This window comes from Bradyrhizobium sp. sGM-13 (genome assembly GCF_018398875.1).
In the GTDB taxonomy this organism is placed as follows: domain Bacteria; phylum Pseudomonadota; class Alphaproteobacteria; order Rhizobiales; family Xanthobacteraceae; genus Bradyrhizobium.
In genome coordinates this window covers 69,869-89,291 of the sequence record NZ_JAGWDK010000011.1, presented here as the reverse complement: position 1 = coordinate 89,291, position 19,423 = coordinate 69,869, and the positions used below count along the sequence as shown (strand labels likewise).

18 protein-coding genes are annotated in these 19,423 nt (G+C 63.3%); 17 read left to right on the top strand and 1 reads right to left on the bottom strand.

The features are described from left to right. The first annotated feature begins 8 nt into the window (after positions 1-8). The 6 genes from KJQ96_RS18475 to KJQ96_RS18450 all read left to right on the top strand — a co-directional run bounded on the left by KJQ96_RS18475 (position 9) and on the right by KJQ96_RS18450 (position 6,253). The gene (locus tag KJQ96_RS18475; protein WP_213287999.1) at positions 9-527 is read left to right on the top strand and encodes a DUF992 domain-containing protein; all 519 of its coding nucleotides are present in this window, start codon (positions 9-11) and stop codon (positions 525-527) included. A 290-nt stretch (positions 528-817) separates the two neighbouring features. After that, positions 818-1,297, top strand: coding sequence for a DUF992 domain-containing protein (locus KJQ96_RS18470; RefSeq protein WP_213287998.1), 480 nt, complete (start codon positions 818-820; stop codon positions 1,295-1,297). Between the two features lie 50 nt (positions 1,298-1,347). Beyond that, the gene (locus KJQ96_RS18465) at positions 1,348-2,172 is read left to right on the top strand and encodes an alpha/beta fold hydrolase (protein ID WP_213287997.1); all 825 of its coding nucleotides are present in this window, start codon (positions 1,348-1,350) and stop codon (positions 2,170-2,172) included. Positions 2,173-2,487: 315 nt separating this feature from the next. Further along, complete coding sequence (locus KJQ96_RS18460) at positions 2,488-4,536, top strand: elongation factor G (protein ID WP_213287996.1); 2,049 nt, start codon at positions 2,488-2,490, stop codon at positions 4,534-4,536. A gap of 125 nt (positions 4,537-4,661) precedes the next feature. Further along, positions 4,662-5,501: a shikimate dehydrogenase gene (locus KJQ96_RS18455; protein WP_375293181.1), complete on the top strand. Its 840-nt coding sequence runs from the start codon at positions 4,662-4,664 to the stop codon at positions 5,499-5,501. Between the two features lie 128 nt (positions 5,502-5,629). Then, positions 5,630-6,253, top strand: a complete 624-nt coding sequence (locus tag KJQ96_RS18450) for a hypothetical protein (RefSeq protein ID WP_213287994.1) — start codon at positions 5,630-5,632, stop codon at positions 6,251-6,253. A gap of 170 nt (positions 6,254-6,423) precedes the next feature. Here the strand turns inward: KJQ96_RS18450 and KJQ96_RS18445 are convergent, their stop codons facing one another. Beyond that, positions 6,424-7,560, bottom strand: coding sequence for an alpha-hydroxy acid oxidase (locus KJQ96_RS18445; RefSeq protein ID WP_213287993.1), 1,137 nt, complete (start codon positions 7,558-7,560; stop codon positions 6,424-6,426). Positions 7,561-7,663: 103 nt separating this feature from the next. Here KJQ96_RS18445 and KJQ96_RS18440 point away from each other — a divergent pair, with 103 nt between their 5' ends. The 11 genes from KJQ96_RS18440 to KJQ96_RS18390 all read left to right on the top strand — a co-directional run bounded on the left by KJQ96_RS18440 (position 7,664) and on the right by KJQ96_RS18390 (position 19,358). Then, positions 7,664-7,843, top strand: coding sequence for a hypothetical protein (locus tag KJQ96_RS18440; protein ID WP_213287992.1), 180 nt, complete (start codon positions 7,664-7,666; stop codon positions 7,841-7,843). Between the two features lie 207 nt (positions 7,844-8,050). After that, entirely contained in the window at positions 8,051-9,397 is a 1,347-nt protein-coding gene (gene glmM, locus KJQ96_RS18435) for a phosphoglucosamine mutase (RefSeq protein ID WP_213288160.1), read from the top strand. 144 nt (positions 9,398-9,541) lie between these two features. Continuing rightward, complete coding sequence (locus tag KJQ96_RS18430; RefSeq protein ID WP_213287991.1) at positions 9,542-10,801, top strand: MFS transporter; 1,260 nt, start codon at positions 9,542-9,544, stop codon at positions 10,799-10,801. 289 nt (positions 10,802-11,090) lie between these two features. Next, positions 11,091-11,933, top strand: coding sequence for an outer membrane protein (locus KJQ96_RS18425; RefSeq protein WP_082637347.1), 843 nt, complete (start codon positions 11,091-11,093; stop codon positions 11,931-11,933). A gap of 191 nt (positions 11,934-12,124) precedes the next feature. After that, on the top strand, positions 12,125-12,964 hold the full coding sequence (locus KJQ96_RS18420; RefSeq protein WP_309142434.1) for an outer membrane beta-barrel protein: 840 nt from the start codon (positions 12,125-12,127) through the stop codon (positions 12,962-12,964). An 81-nt stretch (positions 12,965-13,045) separates the two neighbouring features. Then, a complete protein-coding gene (locus KJQ96_RS18415) occupies positions 13,046-13,636 on the top strand; it encodes a glutathione S-transferase family protein (protein WP_213287990.1) in 591 nt (196 codons plus the stop codon). Between the two features lie 17 nt (positions 13,637-13,653). Next, positions 13,654-14,124 carry a GNAT family N-acetyltransferase gene (locus KJQ96_RS18410; RefSeq protein ID WP_213287989.1) on the top strand — a complete coding sequence of 157 codons (471 nt, stop codon included), beginning with the start codon at positions 13,654-13,656 and terminating at the stop codon, positions 14,122-14,124. Positions 14,125-14,403: 279 nt separating this feature from the next. Continuing rightward, positions 14,404-14,556 carry a hypothetical protein gene (locus KJQ96_RS18405; RefSeq protein ID WP_249734194.1) on the top strand — a complete coding sequence of 51 codons (153 nt, stop codon included), beginning with the start codon at positions 14,404-14,406 and terminating at the stop codon, positions 14,554-14,556. Between the two features lie 80 nt (positions 14,557-14,636). Then, positions 14,637-15,809, top strand: a complete 1,173-nt coding sequence (locus KJQ96_RS18400) for a phosphoserine transaminase (RefSeq protein ID WP_213287988.1) — start codon at positions 14,637-14,639, stop codon at positions 15,807-15,809. 146 nt (positions 15,810-15,955) lie between these two features. Further along, entirely contained in the window at positions 15,956-17,545 is a 1,590-nt protein-coding gene (gene serA / locus KJQ96_RS18395) for a phosphoglycerate dehydrogenase (protein WP_213287987.1), read from the top strand. 154 nt (positions 17,546-17,699) lie between these two features. Next, a complete protein-coding gene (locus KJQ96_RS18390) occupies positions 17,700-19,358 on the top strand; it encodes a mucoidy inhibitor MuiA family protein (protein ID WP_213287986.1) in 1,659 nt (552 codons plus the stop codon). Positions 19,359-19,423: the final 65 nt, after the last annotated feature.

The window sequence follows — 19,423 nt, the reverse complement described above, 5'->3', positions numbered from 1 at the left end:
TGGGATACATGCGACTCCTGACATTGACACTCGCCGCGGCGGCACTGATCGCGCCGATCGCAAGCGCCAACGCGGCGCCGCCGGTTCGCGCCGGCATCCTGCAATGTCAGGGCGGCCAGAATGTCGGCTTCGTGGTCGGTTCGGTGACGAGCCTCGAATGCGTGTTCCGCAGCGAAGGCCGCCGGCCCGAACCCTACATCGCCAAGGTGCAGCGCATCGGTCTCGATCTCGGCGTTACTGAGCAGACGCAGTTGTCCTGGGCCGTCAGTGCGCCGAATAGCCGGCTCGGCCGCGGCGAACTCGCCGGCAGCTATGGCGGCGTCGGCGCCAACGCATCGATCGGCGTCGGCGGCGGCGGCAACTTCCTGGTGGGCGGTCCGGCGAATGCCTATGCGCTGCAGCCGATCAGCCTCCAAGGCCAGACCGGATTGAACGTCGCCGCCGGCATCGCCGGCCTCGAGCTGCAGCCGTTCTACGGCAACGGTCCGCGACGCCAGGGCCATCGCCGCCATCGTCACCGCGGCTGAGCATGACACGTTAAGGAAAAGGCCCGCGCGAGCGGGCCTTTTTTTGATGTCATTCCGGGGCGGCACGGAGCGACGAGCTACGGTGGCAATTGTGCACCTGAGAATCTCGAGATTCCGGGTTCGAAGCTGCGCATCGCCCCGGAATGACGAGCGAATGGAGACGGCTCGCCTTCAGCTCCCGCCAATCTGGCACGGCCTGTGATGTTGTGGCATAGAACGGCGAGCGCCGCGGGCACGGCCTTGTTCTTAATTCTCTGCTCGCATCACAGTTTTTCAGCAGGAGATACTTCATGCACCATTCCTTCATCCTTGCTGCTTCCGTGCTCGCCGCTTTGGCTTCGTCGAGCGGCGCCAATGCGCAGCAGGAGCAGCGCGTGCAGGTCGGCGTGCTGGAGTGCCGTGGCGGCGCCAGCGTCGGTTTCATCGTCGGTTCCGTCACTCATCTCGGCTGCGTGCTGCGCGCGGAAGGGATGCCGGAAGATCGCTATGTCGCCACTATCCGCAAAGTCGGACTCGATCTCGGCATCACCCAGGAATCGGCACTGGCCTGGGGCGTGTTCGCGCCTGTCGCGCGGCTCGGGCCGGGCGGCCTTTCCGGCGACTATGTCGGCGCGCAGGGCAGCGCAACGCTTGGCGTCGGTGTCGGCGGCAACGTATTGGTCGGCGGCTCCGCGAATTCGATCGCGCTGCAGCCGCTCAGCCTGCAAGGCCAGGTAGGGGTCAGCATCGCCGCCGGATTGGAAAGTCTGGAGCTGCGGCCGGGGCGCTGATCAGGGCGGCTTGGCTCCATCATTGCGAGCCAACGGGACTAGCATCAATCATGATTTCGAATCATCAGATTGCGTCCGGCCGGGCCAGGTTGGCCGCGACAGTCGTCGGCCACGGCGACCCTGTCGTCTTTCTGCATGCCGCGGTCTGCGATAGTCGCATGTGGCGCGCGCAACTGGATGCACTCGGCGCAAGCAACAAGGCGATCGCGTACGATCGGCGGGGCTTTGGCGAGACTCGCGCGGAAAAGGAGGGCTTTTCTGCAGTTGCGGATTTGCTGGCGGTGATTGACGCCGTCGGGAACGGCGCGCCGACGATCCTTGTCGGATGCTCTCAGGGTGGACGGATCGCACTCGACACTGCTCTTCTGCATCCATCCTATGTCCGCGCGCTCGTTCTCATTGCGCCCGCCGTGAGCGGCGCGCCGGAGCCGATCTGTCCGTCTGAGATCGAGGGCCTGATGGCGAAGCTCAAGGACGCCGAACAAGCCCGCGATTTGGATCGCGTGAACGCAATCAAGGCTCATCTTTGGCTCGACGGTCCGCTGCAGCCCGAGGAGCGTGTCACAGGTGAGGCGCGCCGGCTGTTCCTCGACATGAACGCCATTGCGCTACGGTCGCCGCCGGCCGGGTCGAACCTCGATGTCGTGCCCACCTTCCACCGTTTGCGCGAGATATCAGTACCATCGCTTGTGATCTGGGGTGCCCTCGATTTTCCGCACATTCAGGAACGAAGCCGCCAAATTGCAACGACGATGTTGAAGGGGTCGGGCCATATGTTGACCGGCACTGCCCATCTACCGAGCCTGGAGCAGCCAACTCAGATCACGGGCCTCGTTGCGGAGTTCATCGAGCGTTGTTCCGACCGTCGGGCATAAGCCGGCGTAACCTTGAGCATCCAGGGTCAGGTTGGCGTCAGCATCGCTGCCGGATTGGAGAGCCTGGAACTCAGGCAGGACGGTAACTTTCGTCGGTCCTCCGCCCTCATTGCGAGCGAAGCAAAGCGATCCATTTCTCCGCACGAGGCAAATGGATTGCTTCGTCGCTTTCGCTCCTCGCAATGACGGCGTCTGGCCTTTTCGGTCCACCTCGCACCGCAGCGACGTTTTCCCGCTTGCCAAATCGTTGCGACAGGCGGAGCATCAGAGGTCGCCGACCCAATCACGGGCCGAGCTCCAAACAGGGAGGCGGCAATGGGACAAGACGTCAGAAGTCCCCAAGGTCCACGGTGCATTGCGCTGGTGGGCCCTTTCCAGAGCGGTAAAACCACACTTCTAGAAGCCATACTGGCGCGAACGGGCGCCATTAAAAGTGCCGGCAGCGTCGATGCCGGAACTTCCGTCGGCGATGCCACCCCTGAAGCGCGCCATCACAAGATGGGCGTGGGCCTAAGCGCCGCCACCACCACCTTCATGGGCGACAGTTACACTTTTATCGATTGTCCTGGCTCGGTCGAGTTCGCGCATGACATGCGCGCCGCATTGCCCGCGGTCGATGCCGCGGTCGTGGTCTGCGAGGCGGACGAGAAGAAGCTGCCGCAACTGCAGATCATTCTGCGCGAGCTGGAAGATCTCGGTATTCCGCGTTTTCTGTTTTTGAACAAGATCGACCGCGCCAACAAGCGCATCCGCGAAACGCTGGCGACCCTGCAGCCGGCTTCGCGCGTGCCGCTGGTGCTGCGGCAGATTCCGATCTGGAACGGCGAGTTGATCGAAGGCTTTGTCGACCTCGCACTGGAGCGCGCCTTTGTTTATCGCGAGCACAAGCCTTCCGAAGTGATCGCGCTGCAAGGCGGCGATCTCGACCGCGAGAAGGAAGCGCGCTTCTCGATGCTTGAAAAGCTCGCCGACCATGACGACGCGTTGATGGAGCAGTTGCTGGAGGACATCCAGCCGCCGCGCGACGCGGTGTTCGACGATCTCGCTCGCGAATTGCGCGAAGGGCTGATCTGCCCGGTGCTGCTGGGCGCCGCGAGCCGCGAAAACGGCGTGCTGCGGCTGATGAAGGCGCTGCGGCATGAATCGCCCGGCGTTGTTGAAACGGCGAAACGCCTCGGCGCATCGTCGCAAAAGGAGGCGCTGGCCTATGTGTTCAAGACGCTGCATCTGCAGCACGGCGGCAAGCTGTCGCTGACGCGGCTGCTCGCCGGCCATCTCGATGACGGCGCGACGCTGCAATCCTCCTTCGGCGAAGCCGGGCGGGTGTCCGGCATTCTCGCCGTCAACGGCGCGTACGATACCAAGCGGCCTTCGGCGGAGGCCGGCGACACCGTCGCCCTCGGCAAGCTCGACGCCATCAAGACCGGAGACACGCTGTCCGGTGGCAAGATCGCGCCGCCGGCGCTGGTGCAGGTGACGCCGGTACCGCCGGTGCTCGCGATGTCCGTCTCGGCGGCCGATCGCAAGGACGATGTCAAGCTGGGTCAGGCGCTGCTGAGGCTGAACGAGGAGGATCCGTCGCTGACGATGATCCAGAACCAGCGCACCCACGACATCGTGCTGTGGGGACAGGGCGAGATGCATCTGCGCGTCGCGATCGAGCGTCTGCGCGACCGCTTCGGCGTCAATATCAAATCGCAGCCGCCTGCGATCGGCTACCAGGAGACTATTCGCAAATCGATCACCCAGCGGGGCCGTCACAAGAAGCAGTCCGGCGGTCACGGCCAGTTCGGCGACGTGGTGCTGGAAATCAAGCCATTGCCGCGCGGATCGGGTTTTCAATTCCAGGAAACCGTCGTCGGCGGCGCGGTGCCGAAAAATTATATCGGCGCGGTGGAAGAGGGCGTGGTCGACGGTCTTGCCAAGGGCCCGCTCGGCTTCCCCGTCGTTGACGTGCAGGTGACGTTGACCGACGGCTCCTACCACAGCGTCGACTCCTCCGATCTTGCCTTCCGCACCGCTGCGCGGATCGGCATGAGCGAGGGGCTGCCGCAATGCCAGCCGGTGCTGCTGGAGCCGATCCACATGGTGGAGATCGTCTGCCCGACGGAAGCGACGGCAAAGATCAACGCGATCCTGTCGGCGCGACGCGGCCAGATTCTCGGCTTCGACACCCGCGAGGGCTGGCCGGGATGGGACTGCGTCCGCGCCACCATGCCGGAGGCGGAGATCGGCGATCTGATCGTGGAGTTGCGCTCGGCCACGGCCGGCGCCGGCGGGTTCACCCGCCAGTTCGACCGCATGGCCGAGGTCACCGGCCGCGCCGCCGACCAGATCATCGCCGCGCATCGCGTCGCGGCGTAGCTGGCCGGCTGGCCGCCGCAGCTCCGTCTGCGGCGGCGGGCGCGCGGCTTGACTCATTTCAGCGGAAGATAAATTGATAATGGTGGCCGGGTTTATCCCGGCCATCGACGTCTTTGGAGGAGACTATTGCCGTGCCTAAACCCCCCGCCGCCTGCCTGATCGGATGGCCGGCCGCGCATTCGCGCTCGCCGTTGATCCATCATTACTGGCTGCGGACGTTGGGCATTGAGGGCGGTTACGTCATCGAGGCGGTGCCGCCCGACGAGTTTCAGGATTTCGTCTTCCGCCTGTCGCTACGCGGCTTTGTCGGCGCCAACGTCACCATTCCGCACAAAGAGCGCGCGCTGGCGCTGTCGAAGCCGGACGAGCGCGCCCGCGCGGTCGGCGCCGCCAACACGCTGTGGTTCGCAGATGGCGAATTGTGCTCGACCAATACCGACGTCGAAGGCTTTATCAACAATCTCGATGCCTGCGCCAGCGGCTGGGACCAGGCAGAGGATGCACTGGTGCTGGGCGCCGGCGGTTCGTCACGCGCCGTGGTGTTTGGACTGCGCGAACGCGGCATCAAGCGCATTCATATCGTCAATCGCACCATGGCGCGCGCGAGCGCGTTGGCGGATCAGTTCGGCGCGAGCTTGTTGCCCGTGGCGTGGGATGCGCTCGGCGATCTCCTGCCGCGCGCCGGGCTTCTGGTGAATACCACCTCCCTCGGCATGAAGGGCCAGCCGCCGCTCGAACTCGATGTCGGCCGGCTGCCGTCACGCGCCGTCGTCGCCGATCTCGTTTATGTGCCGCTCGACACGCCGCTGCTGACCGCTGCACGCGCGCGCGGGCTGAAGACCGCCGATGGGCTCGGCATGCTCTTGCATCAGGCGGTGCGGGGATTCGAATTGTGGTTCGGACGGCGTCCCGAGGTGACGCCGGAGCTTCGTGCGCTCGTCGAAGCCGATCTCACGAATACATGATCGGCGCTGGCGCGCCTAAACACGATCACGCCTTGATGATCGGTAGGCGGGGCGCCAGCCGTGGAATAGGCATTTCCTCCCGGTGTTGGCGTTGGATTGGGCGCCGATCCAACTTTGGGAGGAACATCATGTCGAAATCTTCATGGCCGCGCGGGTTTGTGGCCTCGCTGGGCCTCGTCGCGCTGTTAGCAACGGAGGCCTGGGCACAGCAGCCACCGACGGTGCGCATTCGCGGCACCATCGAGGCAGTCGATGGGTCCATGCTGTCGGTCAAGTCGCGCGAGGGCGCCGACATGAAGGTCCGTCTCACCGATAATGTCGCCGTGTTCGGCGTGGCGAAGACCGCGCTGTCCGAGATCAAGGAAGGCTCTTATATCGGCGTCACCGGCATGCCGGAGCCGGACGGCACCCAGAAGGCGGTCGCGGTGCATATCTTCCCGGAAAACCAGCGCGGCGCGGCCGAAGGTTTTCGGCCATGGGATCAGCGCCCGAACTCGACCATGACCAACGCCACCGTCGCCCAGACGGTGAAGGGCACCGATGGCCAGAACATTTTGGTCAAATACAAGGACGGCGAAAAGAAAGTCGTGGTGCCGCCGGATACGCCTGTTGTCACCTTCGTCGCCGGCGACAAGTCCGAGCTGAAGCCGGGCGCGAAGATCATCATCTTCGGCGCGGTGAAGAAGGACGACGGCACGCTCGAAGCCAACCGCGTCAATGTCGGCCGCGACGGGATCACACCGCCGATGTGAGGTGTGCGTCGCTCCATCCCCACGTCGTCCCCGCGAACGCAGGGACCCATAACCACAATTGTTTATTGTGGAGGGAAAGCGTCTACCACATCGCTAAACTGAGGGGCCGCGGAGTATGGGTCCCCGCGTTCGCGGGGACGACCCGTTGAGCGAGCCGTGCTCAGGCTGCCTCACACCGCCAGCACACGATCATCGATCTCGGCAATCGTGTTGACGCCGCACAGCCCCATCGTGGTGAGCATTTCCTTAGCCAGGATGTCGATCGCCTTGGCGACGCCGGCTTCGCCGCCGGCCCCTAGGCCATAGGCATAGGCGCGGCCGATCATGCAGGATTTGGCGCCGAGCGCGAGTGCGCGCACCACGTCCTGGCCGGAGCGGATGCCGCCGTCGAACATGATCTCCATCTTCGAGCCGACGGTATCGACGATTTCCGGCAGCACCTCGATCGAGGATGGCGCGCCGTCGAGCTGGCGGCCGCCATGGTTGGAAACCACAATCGCCTGCGCGCCGGTCTTGGCCGCGATTTCGGCGTCCTCGACGTCGAGAATGCCTTTGAGGATCAGCTTGCCCGGCCAGATCGAGCGAATCCAGTCGATGTCCTTCCAGTTCAGCGAGGTATCAAATTGCGACGCGGTCCACTCCGAGAGTTTGGTGAGATCCTCGGTGCCTTTGACGTGGCCGACAATGTTGCCGAAGGTGCGGCGCTTGCCGCGCAGCACGCCCGCGACCCATGACGGCTTGCTCGCGAAATCGATCAGCTTCGACAGCGACCATTCCGGCGGCACCGTCATGCCGTTCTTGATGTCCTGATGGCGCTGGCCGATCACCTGCAAGTCGACGGTCAGCACCAGCGCCGAGCATTTCGCCGCAATGGCGCGCTCGATCAGCGATTTGATGAAGCCGCGGTCCTTCATCACGTAGAGCTGGAACCAGAACGGCTTGTCGACACTGGCTGCGATATCCTCGATCGAGCAGATCGACATCGTGCTCTGGGTGAAGGGAATGCCGGCGGCCTGTGCAGCGCGGCAGGCATGGATTTCGCCGTCGCCATGCTGCATGCCGAGCAGGCCGACCGGCGCCAGGATCAAGGGCATCGCGGCCGGCTCGCCGAGGATCGTCGTGGAGAGATCGCGCTTGGAGACGTCGACCAGGATGCGCTGGCGGAACTTGATCTGCTGCAGATCCTCCGAATTGGCCCGCAGCGTGTCCTCGGTGTAGGAGCCGCGGTCGGCGTAGTCGAAAAACGCCTTGGGAACCCTGCGCTTGTGCAACTGGCGCAGATCCTCAATGCAGGTGATATGCTTCATGGACGTCCCGGCCCTTCTTGAACTTCTTCGCTGCGTCGTCATCTAGCATGGTTGGATGGCCAGCCAAATCGCATCTCGCGGCGCCATTCCGGGAGGACATCCCATGACCGGACCGCGCAAAGCCGCCCCCGTCGAGACCGGCCCGGCCGATCGCGAAGCAAAGCGCCGGCTCGATGATGCGCTGGACGAAGGTCTGGAAGAGACCTTTCCGGCATCCGACCCGGTCAATGTCATTCAGCCGCCGCCTTCGAAAGGCGACCAGCACGTCAAGCGGCGCGGTTGAGCCGGCAGGCGGATGGCCTGCTTGGGGTGAATATCCAGATATAACAAATACTTATATTGCCTTTTGGCCGCTAATGGCCGTAATGATTCATCATATTTTTTGAAGCCATTTTAGCGGGCGAAGGATTATAACCCCCAGCACGCTACAATGGAGGCATTCGGGATTCGTGGCCGTGATGGCCTGAAGACCAGAATGGCTGGGGGTCACATGAGCCGCAAATATTTCGGTACCGACGGAATTCGGGGCCGCGCCAATGGTTTGATCACGCCGGAGCTCGCGCTCAAGGTGGGGCAGGCGGCCGGTCTGGTGTTTCAGCGTGGCGATCACCGCCACCGCGTCGTCATTGGCAAGGATACGCGGCTCTCCGGCTACATGATCGAGTATGCGATGGTGGCCGGATTTACCTCGGTCGGCATGGACGTGCTGCTGCTCGGCCCGATGCCGACGCCGGCGGTCGCGATGCTGACCAAGTCGATGCGCGCCGATCTCGGCGTCATGATTTCGGCGTCGCACAATCTGTTCGAGGACAACGGCATCAAGCTGTTCGGTCCGCAGGGCTTCAAACTGTCCGACGACGTCGAGAAGCAGATCGAGCAACTGCTCGACGAGCCGATCGACCGTCGCTTGGCGCAGAGCGCTAGCCTCGGGCGCGCCCGCCGTATCGACGGCGTCCACGACCGCTACATCGAATTCGCCAAGCGGACGCTGCCGCGCGAGCTCTCGCTCGACGGCCTGCGCGTCGTGATCGATTGCGCGCACGGCGCGGCCTACAAGGTGGTGCCGGAAGCACTGTGGGAGCTCGGAGCCGACGTCATCGCGATCGGCGTCGAACCCGATGGCTTCAACATCAACAAGGAGTGCGGCTCGACCTCGCCGGAGGCGCTCGCCAAGAAGGTGCGCGAGATGCGCGCCGATATCGGCATTGCGCTCGATGGCGACGCCGATCGCGTCATCCTGGTCGACGAGCGCGGCCACGTCGTCGACGGCGACCAGTTGCTCGCGGTGATCGCGCAAAGTTGGAAGGAAGACGGCCGTCTTGCCAAGCCCGGCATCGTCGCTACCGTGATGTCGAATCTCGGGCTCGAGCGCTTCCTCGAGGGGCAGGGCCTCGGCATGGTGCGCACGCCGGTCGGCGACCGTTACGTGCTCGAGCAGATGATGTCGCAGGGCTATAATCTCGGCGGCGAGCCCTCCGGCCATATCATCCTCTCCGACTACGCCACGACAGGCGACGGCTTCGTCGCCGCGCTGCAGGTGCTGGCCGTGGTGCAAAAGCTTCGCCGCCCGGTGTCGGAGGTCTGCCACCGCTTCGATCCGCTGCCGCAGATCTTGAAGAACGTACGTTATCGCTCCGGCAAGCCGCTCGACCACGCCGAGGTGAAATCGGCGATCATGGACGGCGAGAATCGCCTCAATGGCCACGGTCGGCTGCTGGTGCGTTCGTCCGGCACCGAGCCTGTGATCCGCGTGATGGGCGAGGGCGACGACCGCCTCCTGGTCGAGGAAGTCGTCGACCAGATCGTCAACGCGCTCGGCCACGCCGCCGCTGCATAAGCACGCTTTATCCAAAGGACGCGCGATTGCTGATCTGCGGTGCGCAGGAGCGCATCGCAGCTATCGGCTATTGCTGCTGGTCGCAACCGGGCGTGCGGCGTAAAACGCGGCATTGCGTCAGCGAATCCTTTCGGAAATGCGCCGTTGAACAAGCCCGTCATCGTAACTGAGGAAACCGCGACCGCGCCGGTGGTCGTGTCGGACGCGGCGCCGGGGCTTGCCGCGAAAGCGGCGGCGGCAGGGCCGGCCTACATCGTGCTTGCCGGAATCAGCTTCTCGCATTTCCTCAACGACACCATGCAGTCGTTGATTGCGTCCGTCTATCCGATCCTGAAGGAGGCCTACGCGCTCGACTACGCGCAGATCGGCATGATCACGTTGGCGTTCCAGTTCACCGCGTCGCTGCTGCAGCCCGTCGTCGGGCACTTCACCGACAAGAAGGCGCAGCCGTTCTCGCTTGCGATCGGCATGGGCTTCACGTTCTTCGGCTTGCTATTGCTCAGCGTCGCGCATCTCTATCCGATCATCCTGATCGCGGCGGCGCTGGTCGGACTGGGGTCTGCGGTGTTTCACCCGGAGTCGGCGCGGATCGCGCGGCTGGCTTCCGGCGGACGCTACGGCTTCGCGCAATCGGTGTTTCAGCTCGGCGGCAGTTTCGGCACGTCGATGGGACCGGTGCTGGCGGCGCTGATCGTGGTGCCGTTCGGCCAGCCCTCGATCGCCTGGTTCTCGTCGATCGCGTTTCTGGCGATCGTGATCCTGTGGCGGATCGGCGTTTGGTACAAGCCGCAGATCACGACGAAGAAAGCGGCGGCAGTGGATCGTCATCCGGACCTGCCGGATTCCCGGCGCGTCAGAATCGCGCTCGCGGTGCTGGTTGCGCTGTTATTCTCCAAGCAGCTCTACGTGTCGAGCCTGTCGAGCTACTACATCTTCTATCTGATCGAAAAGTTTCAGGTGTCGACTCAGGCAGCCCAGCTCTATCTCTTCCTGTTCCTTGCCGCCAATGCGGTGGGCGCATTTTTCGGCGGGCCGCTCGGCGATCGCTTCGGGCGCAAATACGTGATCTGGTTCTCGATCCTCGGCGCGCTGCCGTTCACCCTGGCGCTGCCCTATGCCGGCCTCGTCGGCAGCGCGGTGCTGACGGTGTTGATCGGCCTAATTATCTCGTCGGCGACGTCTTCCATCATCGTGTTCGCGCAGGAATTGATGCCGCATCGCTTCGGAATGATCTCCGGCGTGTTCTTCGGCGTGGCCTTCGGCATCGGCGGAGTTGGCGCGGCGGTGCTCGGCAAGCTTGCCGACCACACCGGCATCGCCTTCGTCTATCACCTCTGCGCATTCCTGCCCGCGCTCGGCCTGCTCGCGGTGTTCCTGCCGAAGATGCCAAAGCACGTGCGCTGACGAGTTACCGCGAGGCGAGCGCGTAGCTCGCCGCATCAACAAAGTCTTAACGGCGCGGCAGCACGCGGATTCTCAATATACCGTTAGGATGTATGGCGCTTTCACCTCATGTGTCGTGTGCAAATGCATCGAGACTCGCGTCGCAAGCGGCGCCGTGAAAAAAGTCAGAGATTGTCAACCTTAAAAATTAGGGTTAAGCGCCGTTTAAGCATTTAATGTCATCGTCCGTCCGTGGATTTTTGAAGTGGGGCCCTTTGCAGTCAGCCTCACCGGACAAAAGGACGACCCCATGCGTAGCGTTAAGTCTTTCATTGCCGCCGGTGCGGCCACTTTGTTGTCCCAGGCGGCGTTTGCTGCCGACATGGCGATTGCGCCCCCTCCGTACGCTCCGGCCCCGGTGGTCGAGGATTTCGGCGGCTGGTATCTGCGCGGCGACATCGGCTTCAGCAATCAGAAAGTGAAGGACGTTCACTATGGCCGTGAATCCGCCTATTCGGAGCTGACATCGTTCGAGCAGCAGTCTGCGTTCGACACTGCAGGCATCTATGGAATCGGTGTCGGGTACCGGCTCAACAATTGGTTCCGTGCTGACGTGACCGGGCAGTATCGTGGCAACGCCAATTTTAAAGCGACCGACCGCTTCACCGGAACTGCCGGCGGCATCGCTTATAGTGGGATCGACAATTACGGTGGCAGCAAGTCCGAGTGGCTGGTGATGGCCAATGCCTATGTCGATCTCGGCACTTGGTGGTGCATTACCCCGTTCATCGGTGCCGGCGTCGGGGGCGCGCGCGTGACGATCTCGAATTTTACGGATACGGGAACGAACAACCTGCCATTCACAACGACGAGTTTCGCGAGCGCGCCGACCGGCTCGAAGTGGAATTTCGCGTGGGCAGCCCACGCTGGTCTTGCCTATAACGTCAATCCGAATCTCGTGCTCGAACTTGCCTACAGTTATGTCAATCTGGGTGAAGGACAAACCGGCATCCTCTCGGACTACACCGGGGTAACCACCAACAATGTTTTCAAGTTCAAGGATATCACCTCGCATGATCTGAAGCTCGGCGTGCGTTGGAATCTGGAATCTCCGCAGGTCTACGCGCCGCCGCCGCTGATCCGGAAAGGTTAATCGCGGCCTTCTTTCGTTAACATTTGCAAACGGCGCGGGAGCTCTTCCCGCGCCGTTTTGCTTGCGCGCGATGCCAGCGCAACTGCGGCGCGATGAGAAAAATGCGTCGGCTTTCCGACAAGATTGCGCCAATCTGAGTTCTCGACAACCATTGGTTAAGGTTAACAGGCGATGATCAGCGCAAGTTCAGAGTGGGGCGATGGAGCGTTGCGATGCGTCGTTTTTTATTGGTTGCGGTGATGTGTGGAGCGGTAAGTGGTGCGCAGGCGGCTGATATGCCGTTTCTCCGCGGCAGCTTCACCGACGGACTGAGCGCAAGCAACGTCAACTGGGGCGGCGGCTATATCGGTGGCCACGCTTCTCACGGCGCGGCGGACATGGACTTCACCAATTCCGGCCAGGACTTGCTCGCCAAGCTCATGAACAATCTCGATCTGGAATCGGAGTTCAGCATCTCGAGGTGGCCGGTGCACGGCAAGGCCCATATGCAAAATAGCGGCTTTGGCGGGTTCATCGGGTATAATTGGCAGTGGACCGAAGCCGTCGTCGCCATCGAACTGAACTACACCCATGGCAATTTTTTTGGAGCCAACAGCGGCGCGCAAGCCCGCTCGTTTCAGTATCCGGCCGACTATGTGTCCACCGTTGCGATATCCTCGAGCGCGTCGATGAAAGTCACCGATTACGGCTCGCTGCGGGTGCGCGGCGGATACGCTATCGACAACTTCTTGCCCTATGGATTTGCCGGCATTGCAATGGGGCAGGCGAATATCAACCGCAGGGCCGATTATGCCGCCAACTATCAATATGTCGGCTCGGCCATTCCACCGCTGCCCAACTACTCGGGAGGTGGTAGCCTGACGGACAACGCCAACTCTCATTTCATCACCGGTTTCGCCGGCGGTGTCGGCGTCGATGTGATGCTATACGCGGGCCTTTTCCTTCGCGCCGAGTGGGAGTATCTCCGGTTTACTTCGAGCGTCGATACCACCATCAACACGGTCCGCGCTGGCCTCGGCTACAAATTCTGATCCCGCCACGGCGGCGCCGCTCCGGCGCCGTTGACAGAATTGCCGCCGCCTGTTGCACTATCGCCCTAACGAGGGCGGCGCATGAAGATCTACGGCGATACCAATTCCGGCAATTGTCTGAAGGTGAAGTGGGTATGCGACCATCTCGCGCTGCCCTACACCTGGATGGCGGTCGATACGCTCAAGGGCGAGACGCGGACGGCGGAATTTCTCAAGCGCAATGGCGCCGGCCAGGTTCCGACGATCGAACTCGACGACGGCCGCACGCTGGCGCAATCCAACGCCATCATCCGCTATCTCGCCCGCGGTTCTCGTCTCATTCCGCAGGACGCGTTCGCGGAAGCGAAGATGGACGAGTGGCTGTTCTGGGAACAATATAGTCACGAGCCCTACATCGCCGTCTGCCGCTTCCAGATGTTCTACCTGAAGAAGCCGGCCTCCGATCTTGACCCTGAAAAGGTCAAGCGCGGCTATGCGGCGCTGGCGCGGATGGAGCACCAGCTTGCGCTGACGCCGTTCCTGGTCGGCGATGCCGTCACGCTCGCCGACATATCGCTACTGGCCTATACCCGCGTGGCGCACGAAGGCGGCTTCCATCTCGATGGCTACGCCGCGGTGCGCCGCTGGATCGGCGAGACCGAGAAATTTCTCGTCCTTGCGCCGGCGCGCTGACTTCACCGGAATGCGTCATGTCTGCCATCCCGGAGGTCACCATCCGCCCCGCGCGCCGCGAGGACGTCGGCATCATAATCGCCATGCTGGCGGACGATCCGCTCGGCGGTGCGCGTGAGCGGATCGAAGACCCACTGCCGCAATCCTATTTCACGGCCTTTGAACGGCTGCAGCTCGACCCGAACATCCTTCTCGTCGTCGCCGAGGACGGCGGGGGCGCCGTGGTCGGTTGCCTGCAGCTATGCATTCTGCCCGGGCTGAGCTCGCAGGGCGCATCGCGTGGCCTGATCGAGGATGTCCGCGTCGCCAGCCATTGCCGCGGCCGCGGCATCGGCGAGCAAATGGTGCAGTGGGCGATTGTGGAAGCGCGCACGAGGGAATGCAGACTGGTCGAATTGCTGACGCATCACACCCGTGTCGACGCGCAGCGGTTCTACGAGCGGCTCGGCTTTGCGCGCAGCCATGTCGGCATGACCTTGCGATTTTGACAGCCATAGCGTTTTCGCCTGCCACGGACTTGATCCGGGATGGCATCCGGTTCGCGCCAAGAAAACGCGTCAGAATAAAGATCAGCCAACCGCGGTTGAAGCGCGCTTGCGACGAATGCCTGAGGTAGTCGTCACTGTGCGATCCGGTTAACAAGCGATAAACTACGCATACGTCCGTGATTTTACGGACCGGAACGTCTCCGCTATGCCGGGCTCTCCCATGGGGCTGTGGGCGGGGATTTCCAATGAAAAAATATTCGATTGTCCGGATCGGAAGTCGTGCAGGCAGGGGACACCAGCATTTTGAAGGTCTCGAGCCGGCAAGAGGCCGCCAAACTGGTCATCGATGCCGCCGAACTTCTGCAGCAGGAGCCGGCTCCCTGCGTGGACGAGGCGCCATCAATCGAGCGTGAAGCCCCCGAAGCTTCTTGACGATCGAGCCCGATTCCCCTAATGACCGCGGCGGGACACCTCCCCCCAACGGGAGGCTTACTATCTGGAAGGATAGATTCATGACCGTAGCGAAGCCCGCTGCGCGGCCGAACGTGCCGCATTTTTCCTCCGGCCCCTGTGCCAAGCGCCCCGGCTGGAATCCCCAAAATCTCAAGGACGCAGCCCTCGGTCGCTCGCACCGCGCGAAGCTCGGCAAGGCTAAGCTCAAGCTTGCGATCGAATTGACGCGCGAAGTGCTGGAAGTGCCGGCCGACTACAAGATCGGCATCGTGCCGGCGTCCGATACCGGCGCGGTCGAAATGGCGTTGTGGTCGCTGCTTGGTGCGCGCCCCGTCACCACGATCGCCTGGGAATCCTTCGGCGAGGGCTGGGTCAGCGACATCGTCAAGGAATTGAAGCTCAAGGACGTCACCAAGCTGCACGCCGGCTATGGCGATCTTCCCGATCTGAGCAAGGCCGATCCGGATTCCGACATCGTCTTCACCTGGAATGGCACGACTTCAGGCGTGCGCGTGCCGAACGCCGACTGGATCAGCGCGGACCGCCAAGGCCTCACGATTTGCGACGCGACGTCGGCTGCGTTTGCGCAAGCACTCGATTTCGCAAAACTCGATGTGGTGACGTTCTCCTGGCAGAAGGCGCTGGGTGGCGAGGCCGCGCACGGCATGCTGATCCTCTCACCGCGCGCGGTGGAGCGGCTCGAGACCTACAAGCCGGCCTGGCCGCTGCCGAAGATTTTCCGCCTTACTAAGGGCGGCAAGCTCAACCAGGGCATCTTCGAGGGCGAGACCATCAACACGCCGTCGATGCTGTGCGTCGAGGACTATCTCGATGCCTTGAACTGGGCGAAATCGATCGGCGGCCTCAAGGCCCTGATCGCGCGCGCCGATGCCAACACCAAGGTGCTGTCGGACTGGAAGGCGAAAACGCCGTGGATCGACTTCCTGGCCAAGGATGCATCGATCCGCTCCAACACCTCGGTGTGCCTGAAGTTCATCGATCCCGCGATCACCTCGCTGACCGCCGACGCGCAGGCCGAGTTCTCCAAGAAGCTGGTTGCACTGGTGGAGAAGGAAGCTGCCGGTTACGACTTCGCCTATTACCGCGATGCGCCTGCGGGCCTGCGGATCTGGTGCGGCGCCACGGTAGAAGCCTCCGACGTCGCGCTGCTGACGCAGTGGATCGACTGGGCGTTTGCCGAGACCAAGGCCGCGCTGCCAAAGGCCGCGTAACTCGTCCTCCTATTTGGCCGTCGTCCCGGCCAAGCGAAGCGCGAGCCGGGACCCATAACCATCAGCTCGGAGTATGGGTCCTGGCTCTACGCGCCAAGAGGCGCTTCGGCCGGGACGACGATCGATTTCCTGAAGGAAACATTCAGATGACCAAACCCAAAGTTCTCATATCCGACGCGCTATCTCCCGCGGCCGTCCAGATCTTCAAAGATCGCGGCATCGAGGTCGACTTTCAGCCCAATCTCGGCAAGGACAAGGACAAGCTCGCCGAGATTATCGGCAATTACGACGGCCTGGCGATCCGCTCGGCGACGAAGGCGACCGCGAAGATCATCGACAGGGCCAAGAAGCTCAAGGTGATCGGCCGCGCCGGCATCGGTGTGGACAACGTCGAGATTCCGGCGGCGACCGCCAAGGGCATTATCGTGATGAACACGCCGTTCGGCAACTCGATCACGACCGCTGAACACGCGATCACCTTGATGCTGGCGCTGGCGCGTGAAATTCCGCAGGCCGACGCCTCAACCCAGGCCGGCAAGTGGGAGAAGAACCGCTTCATGGGCGTCGAGATCACCGGCAAGACCTTAGGGGTGGTCGGCTGCGGCAATATCGGCTCGATCGCAGCCGACCGCGCGCTCGGCCTGAAAATGAAGGTCGTCGCGTTCGATCCGTTCCTGTCGCCGGAGCGCGCCAAGGATATCGGCGTCGAGAAGGTCGAGCTCGACGAATTGCTGAGGCGCGCCGACTTCATCACGCTGCACACGCCGCTGACTGAGAAGACCAGGAACATCATCGACGCGGCGGCGCTCGCCAAGATGAAGAAGGGCGTTCGCATCATCAATTGCGCCCGTGGCGGCCTGGTCGACGAGCAGGCGCTGCTCGATGCGCTGAATTCCAAGCATGTCGCCGGCGCCGCCTTCGATGTCTTCGTCGAGGAGCCCGCCACCAAGAACGTGCTGTTCGGCCATCCCAACGTGATCTGCACGCCGCATCTCGGCGCCTCCACCACCGAAGCGCAGGAGAACGTCGCGCTGCAGGTCGCCGAGCAGATGTCGGACTATCTTCTCACCGGCGCGATTTCGAACGCGGTGAACTTCCCATCGATCACGGCGGAGGAAGCGCCGAAGCTGAAGCCGTTCATTGAGCTCGCCGAAAAGCTCGGCTCGTTCGCGGGCCAGCTCACCGAGAGCGGCATCCTGAAAGTCCAGATCACCTATGAGGGACACGTCGCCGAGATGAAGATCAAGGCGATCACCTCGGCGGTGCTGTCGGGCCTGCTGCGCCCGATGCTGGGCGAAGTCAACGTGGTCTCCGCGCCGGTCGTCGCGAAGGAGCGCGGCATGGTCGTCGACGAGATCGTACGCGCGGCGCAGAGCGATTACGAAAGCCTGATCACGGTGACCGTCACCACCGAACGGCAGGAGCGTTCCGTTTCCGGCACCGTCTATCACGACGGCAAGCCGCGGCTGGTCGACATCAAAGGCATCCGGGTCGATGCCGAGTTCGGCAAGTCGATGATCTATGTCACCAACGAGGACAAGCCCGGCTTCATCGGCAGCTTCGCCAGCCTGCTCGGCGACGCCAAGATCAACATCGCCACATTCCATCTCGGCCGCGTCAAGCAGGGCGGCGACGCCATCGCGCTGGTTGAGATCGACGGCCCCGTGCCGGCCGACGTGCTTGCCAAGGTGCAAGCGCTGCCGCAGGTGAAGCAGGCCAAGGCGCTGGCGTTTTAAAGCGCATTCCCTTCCTTCCAGGGAAGGCCTTTCGCCGCGGTGCTGCCGCGGCGAATCCCGATCGAACCGATTCCTTCCTCGCCGCGTCTCATGACCGGGAGTGGTGGGCGTTGTTTGTCCGCAGCCATCCGGCGGGCGGTTCAGGAGGGTATCCATGCGATTGATTGCGAACAGCTTTTTGACGACGAGCCTCGTCGTTCTGACGGCGCTTGCCGCCGGTGAGGCGCAGGCCGCCGACATCGCCGCGAGCTCGGCGGTGGACGCCGTCACCGTCTATCCCGACGGCGCCAGCGTAACGCGCCTCGTCACGCTCGATCTGCCGGCCGGTGAAAATTCCGCTGTTCTCAAGGATCTTCCGCTCACGCTCGACCCCACGTCGCTGCGGGTCGAGGGTGAGGCCGGCACAAAGCTCACGATCGGCGCGATCGACGCCAAGCCACCGCGCGCGGCGCCACCGGTCAACTTGCCCGAACTCGACAAGCGCATCGAGGCGCTGAAGGACGAGCGCGTCAACCTGCAGGGCGTAATCGATGCGGCGAGAGCGCGGCGCAAGTTCGCCGAGCGATTTGCGGATGCCGCGCCGGGCGGAATCGGCGACAAAGGCGAGGCGCGGCCGGTATCTGAATGGCGCGCTGCCTTTGCCGCGGTTGGCGAAGAAGTCGCCAGTGCCGAAGCCGCGATCCGCGATGCCGAACGCAAGCAGCGCGACCTCGACCGTGAAATCGCGCGCCTCGAGCAGGACAAGGCCCAGAAGCCGCCGAACAAGCTGGAGGTGCGGATCGAGCTCGCGGCGGCTGCCGCGACCAAGGCGACGCTGCGGGTGACCTATGCGGTGCGCAGTGCGCGCTGGACGCCGCTCTATGACGCCCGTCTCGATACCGGCGCGAAAGACCGCAAGCCCGCGCTCGAACTGGTGCGCCGCGCCGAAATCACGCAGGCCACCGGCGAGGACTGGTCGAACGTCGCGCTCAGTGTGTCGACCATGCGAACCGCGCGCGGCGGCAGCGCGCCCGAGCTCAATCCGCTGATCGTGCACTACCCGCAACCGCCGCGACCTCAAGCGTCCGTCAGCGGCGCGATGGATAATAGATTGCGCTCGGCGCCGGCGCCTGCCGCAAAGGTGGCGGAATCCCTCGCCGAACGTGCCGACGAACAGCAGGCCGCGGCCGATGTCAGCGGCTTCCAGGTGGTGTTCAAAATTCCCGGTCGCGTCAGCCTCGGCGCCAGCGAAGGCGCCAAGAGTCTGCGCGTTTCCACCGCAACCATCGCCCCCGAACTCGCGGTCCGCGCCGCGCCGGTGAAAGACCCGACCGCATTCCTCGAGGCGAACTTCAACCAGAACGAGGACGCGCCGCTATTGCCTGGCCGAGTCTCGATCTACCGCGACGGCGTCTTCGTCGGCCGCGGGCAGATGGCCGCCGCGGCCAAGGACGAGACCGTGCGGCTCGGCTTCGGCGCCGACGACAAGATCAAGATCGAACGCGCGGTTCTCAAGCGCAACGAGGGATCGGCCGGCCTGATCGTGACGACGTCGAAGACCGACGAGCGCGCGTTCAAGACCACCGTGCGCAACGGCCATGATTTCCCGATCCGGATCGCGATCGAGGATCAGTTGCCGGTCAGCGAGAACGAGGAAATCCAGGTCGAGATGCTGTCTTCCACGACGGCGCCGACCGCAAGCAACATCCGCGACAGACGCGGCGTGCTGGAATGGGCGTTCGAGGCCAAGCCCGGCGAGGTGAGGGATATCAACTTCGCCTGGCGGATACGCTGGCCCAAGGACAAGGGCGTGGTGATGGTGCCGGCGGGCTGAGCTTGCGCCTCTCCCTCTCCCCGTTCTTCACGGGGAGAGGGCGGGGGTGAGGGGCTGCTTCGGCA

Excerpts from the sequence above, each read along its gene's own strand:
- KJQ96_RS18475 (WP_213287999.1), top strand. The coding sequence starts at position 9 with ATGCGACTCCTGACATTGACACTCGCCGCGGCGGCACTGATCGCGCCG.
- KJQ96_RS18470 (WP_213287998.1), top strand. The coding sequence starts at position 818 with ATGCACCATTCCTTCATCCTTGCTGCTTCCGTGCTCGCCGCTTTGGCT.
- KJQ96_RS18465 (WP_213287997.1), top strand. The coding sequence starts at position 1,348 with ATGATTTCGAATCATCAGATTGCGTCCGGCCGGGCCAGGTTGGCCGCG.
- KJQ96_RS18460 (WP_213287996.1), top strand. The coding sequence starts at position 2,488 with ATGGGACAAGACGTCAGAAGTCCCCAAGGTCCACGGTGCATTGCGCTG.
- KJQ96_RS18450 (WP_213287994.1), top strand. The coding sequence starts at position 5,630 with ATGTCGAAATCTTCATGGCCGCGCGGGTTTGTGGCCTCGCTGGGCCTC.
- KJQ96_RS18445 (WP_213287993.1), bottom strand. The coding sequence starts at position 7,560 with ATGAAGCATATCACCTGCATTGAGGATCTGCGCCAGTTGCACAAGCGC.
- KJQ96_RS18440 (WP_213287992.1), top strand. The coding sequence starts at position 7,664 with ATGACCGGACCGCGCAAAGCCGCCCCCGTCGAGACCGGCCCGGCCGAT.
- glmM (WP_213288160.1), top strand. The coding sequence starts at position 8,051 with ATGAGCCGCAAATATTTCGGTACCGACGGAATTCGGGGCCGCGCCAAT.
- KJQ96_RS18425 (WP_082637347.1), top strand. The coding sequence starts at position 11,091 with ATGCGTAGCGTTAAGTCTTTCATTGCCGCCGGTGCGGCCACTTTGTTG.
- KJQ96_RS18415 (WP_213287990.1), top strand. The coding sequence starts at position 13,046 with ATGAAGATCTACGGCGATACCAATTCCGGCAATTGTCTGAAGGTGAAG.
- KJQ96_RS18410 (WP_213287989.1), top strand. The coding sequence starts at position 13,654 with ATGTCTGCCATCCCGGAGGTCACCATCCGCCCCGCGCGCCGCGAGGAC.
- KJQ96_RS18400 (WP_213287988.1), top strand. The coding sequence starts at position 14,637 with ATGACCGTAGCGAAGCCCGCTGCGCGGCCGAACGTGCCGCATTTTTCC.
- serA (WP_213287987.1), top strand. The coding sequence starts at position 15,956 with ATGACCAAACCCAAAGTTCTCATATCCGACGCGCTATCTCCCGCGGCC.
- KJQ96_RS18390 (WP_213287986.1), top strand. The coding sequence starts at position 17,700 with ATGCGATTGATTGCGAACAGCTTTTTGACGACGAGCCTCGTCGTTCTG.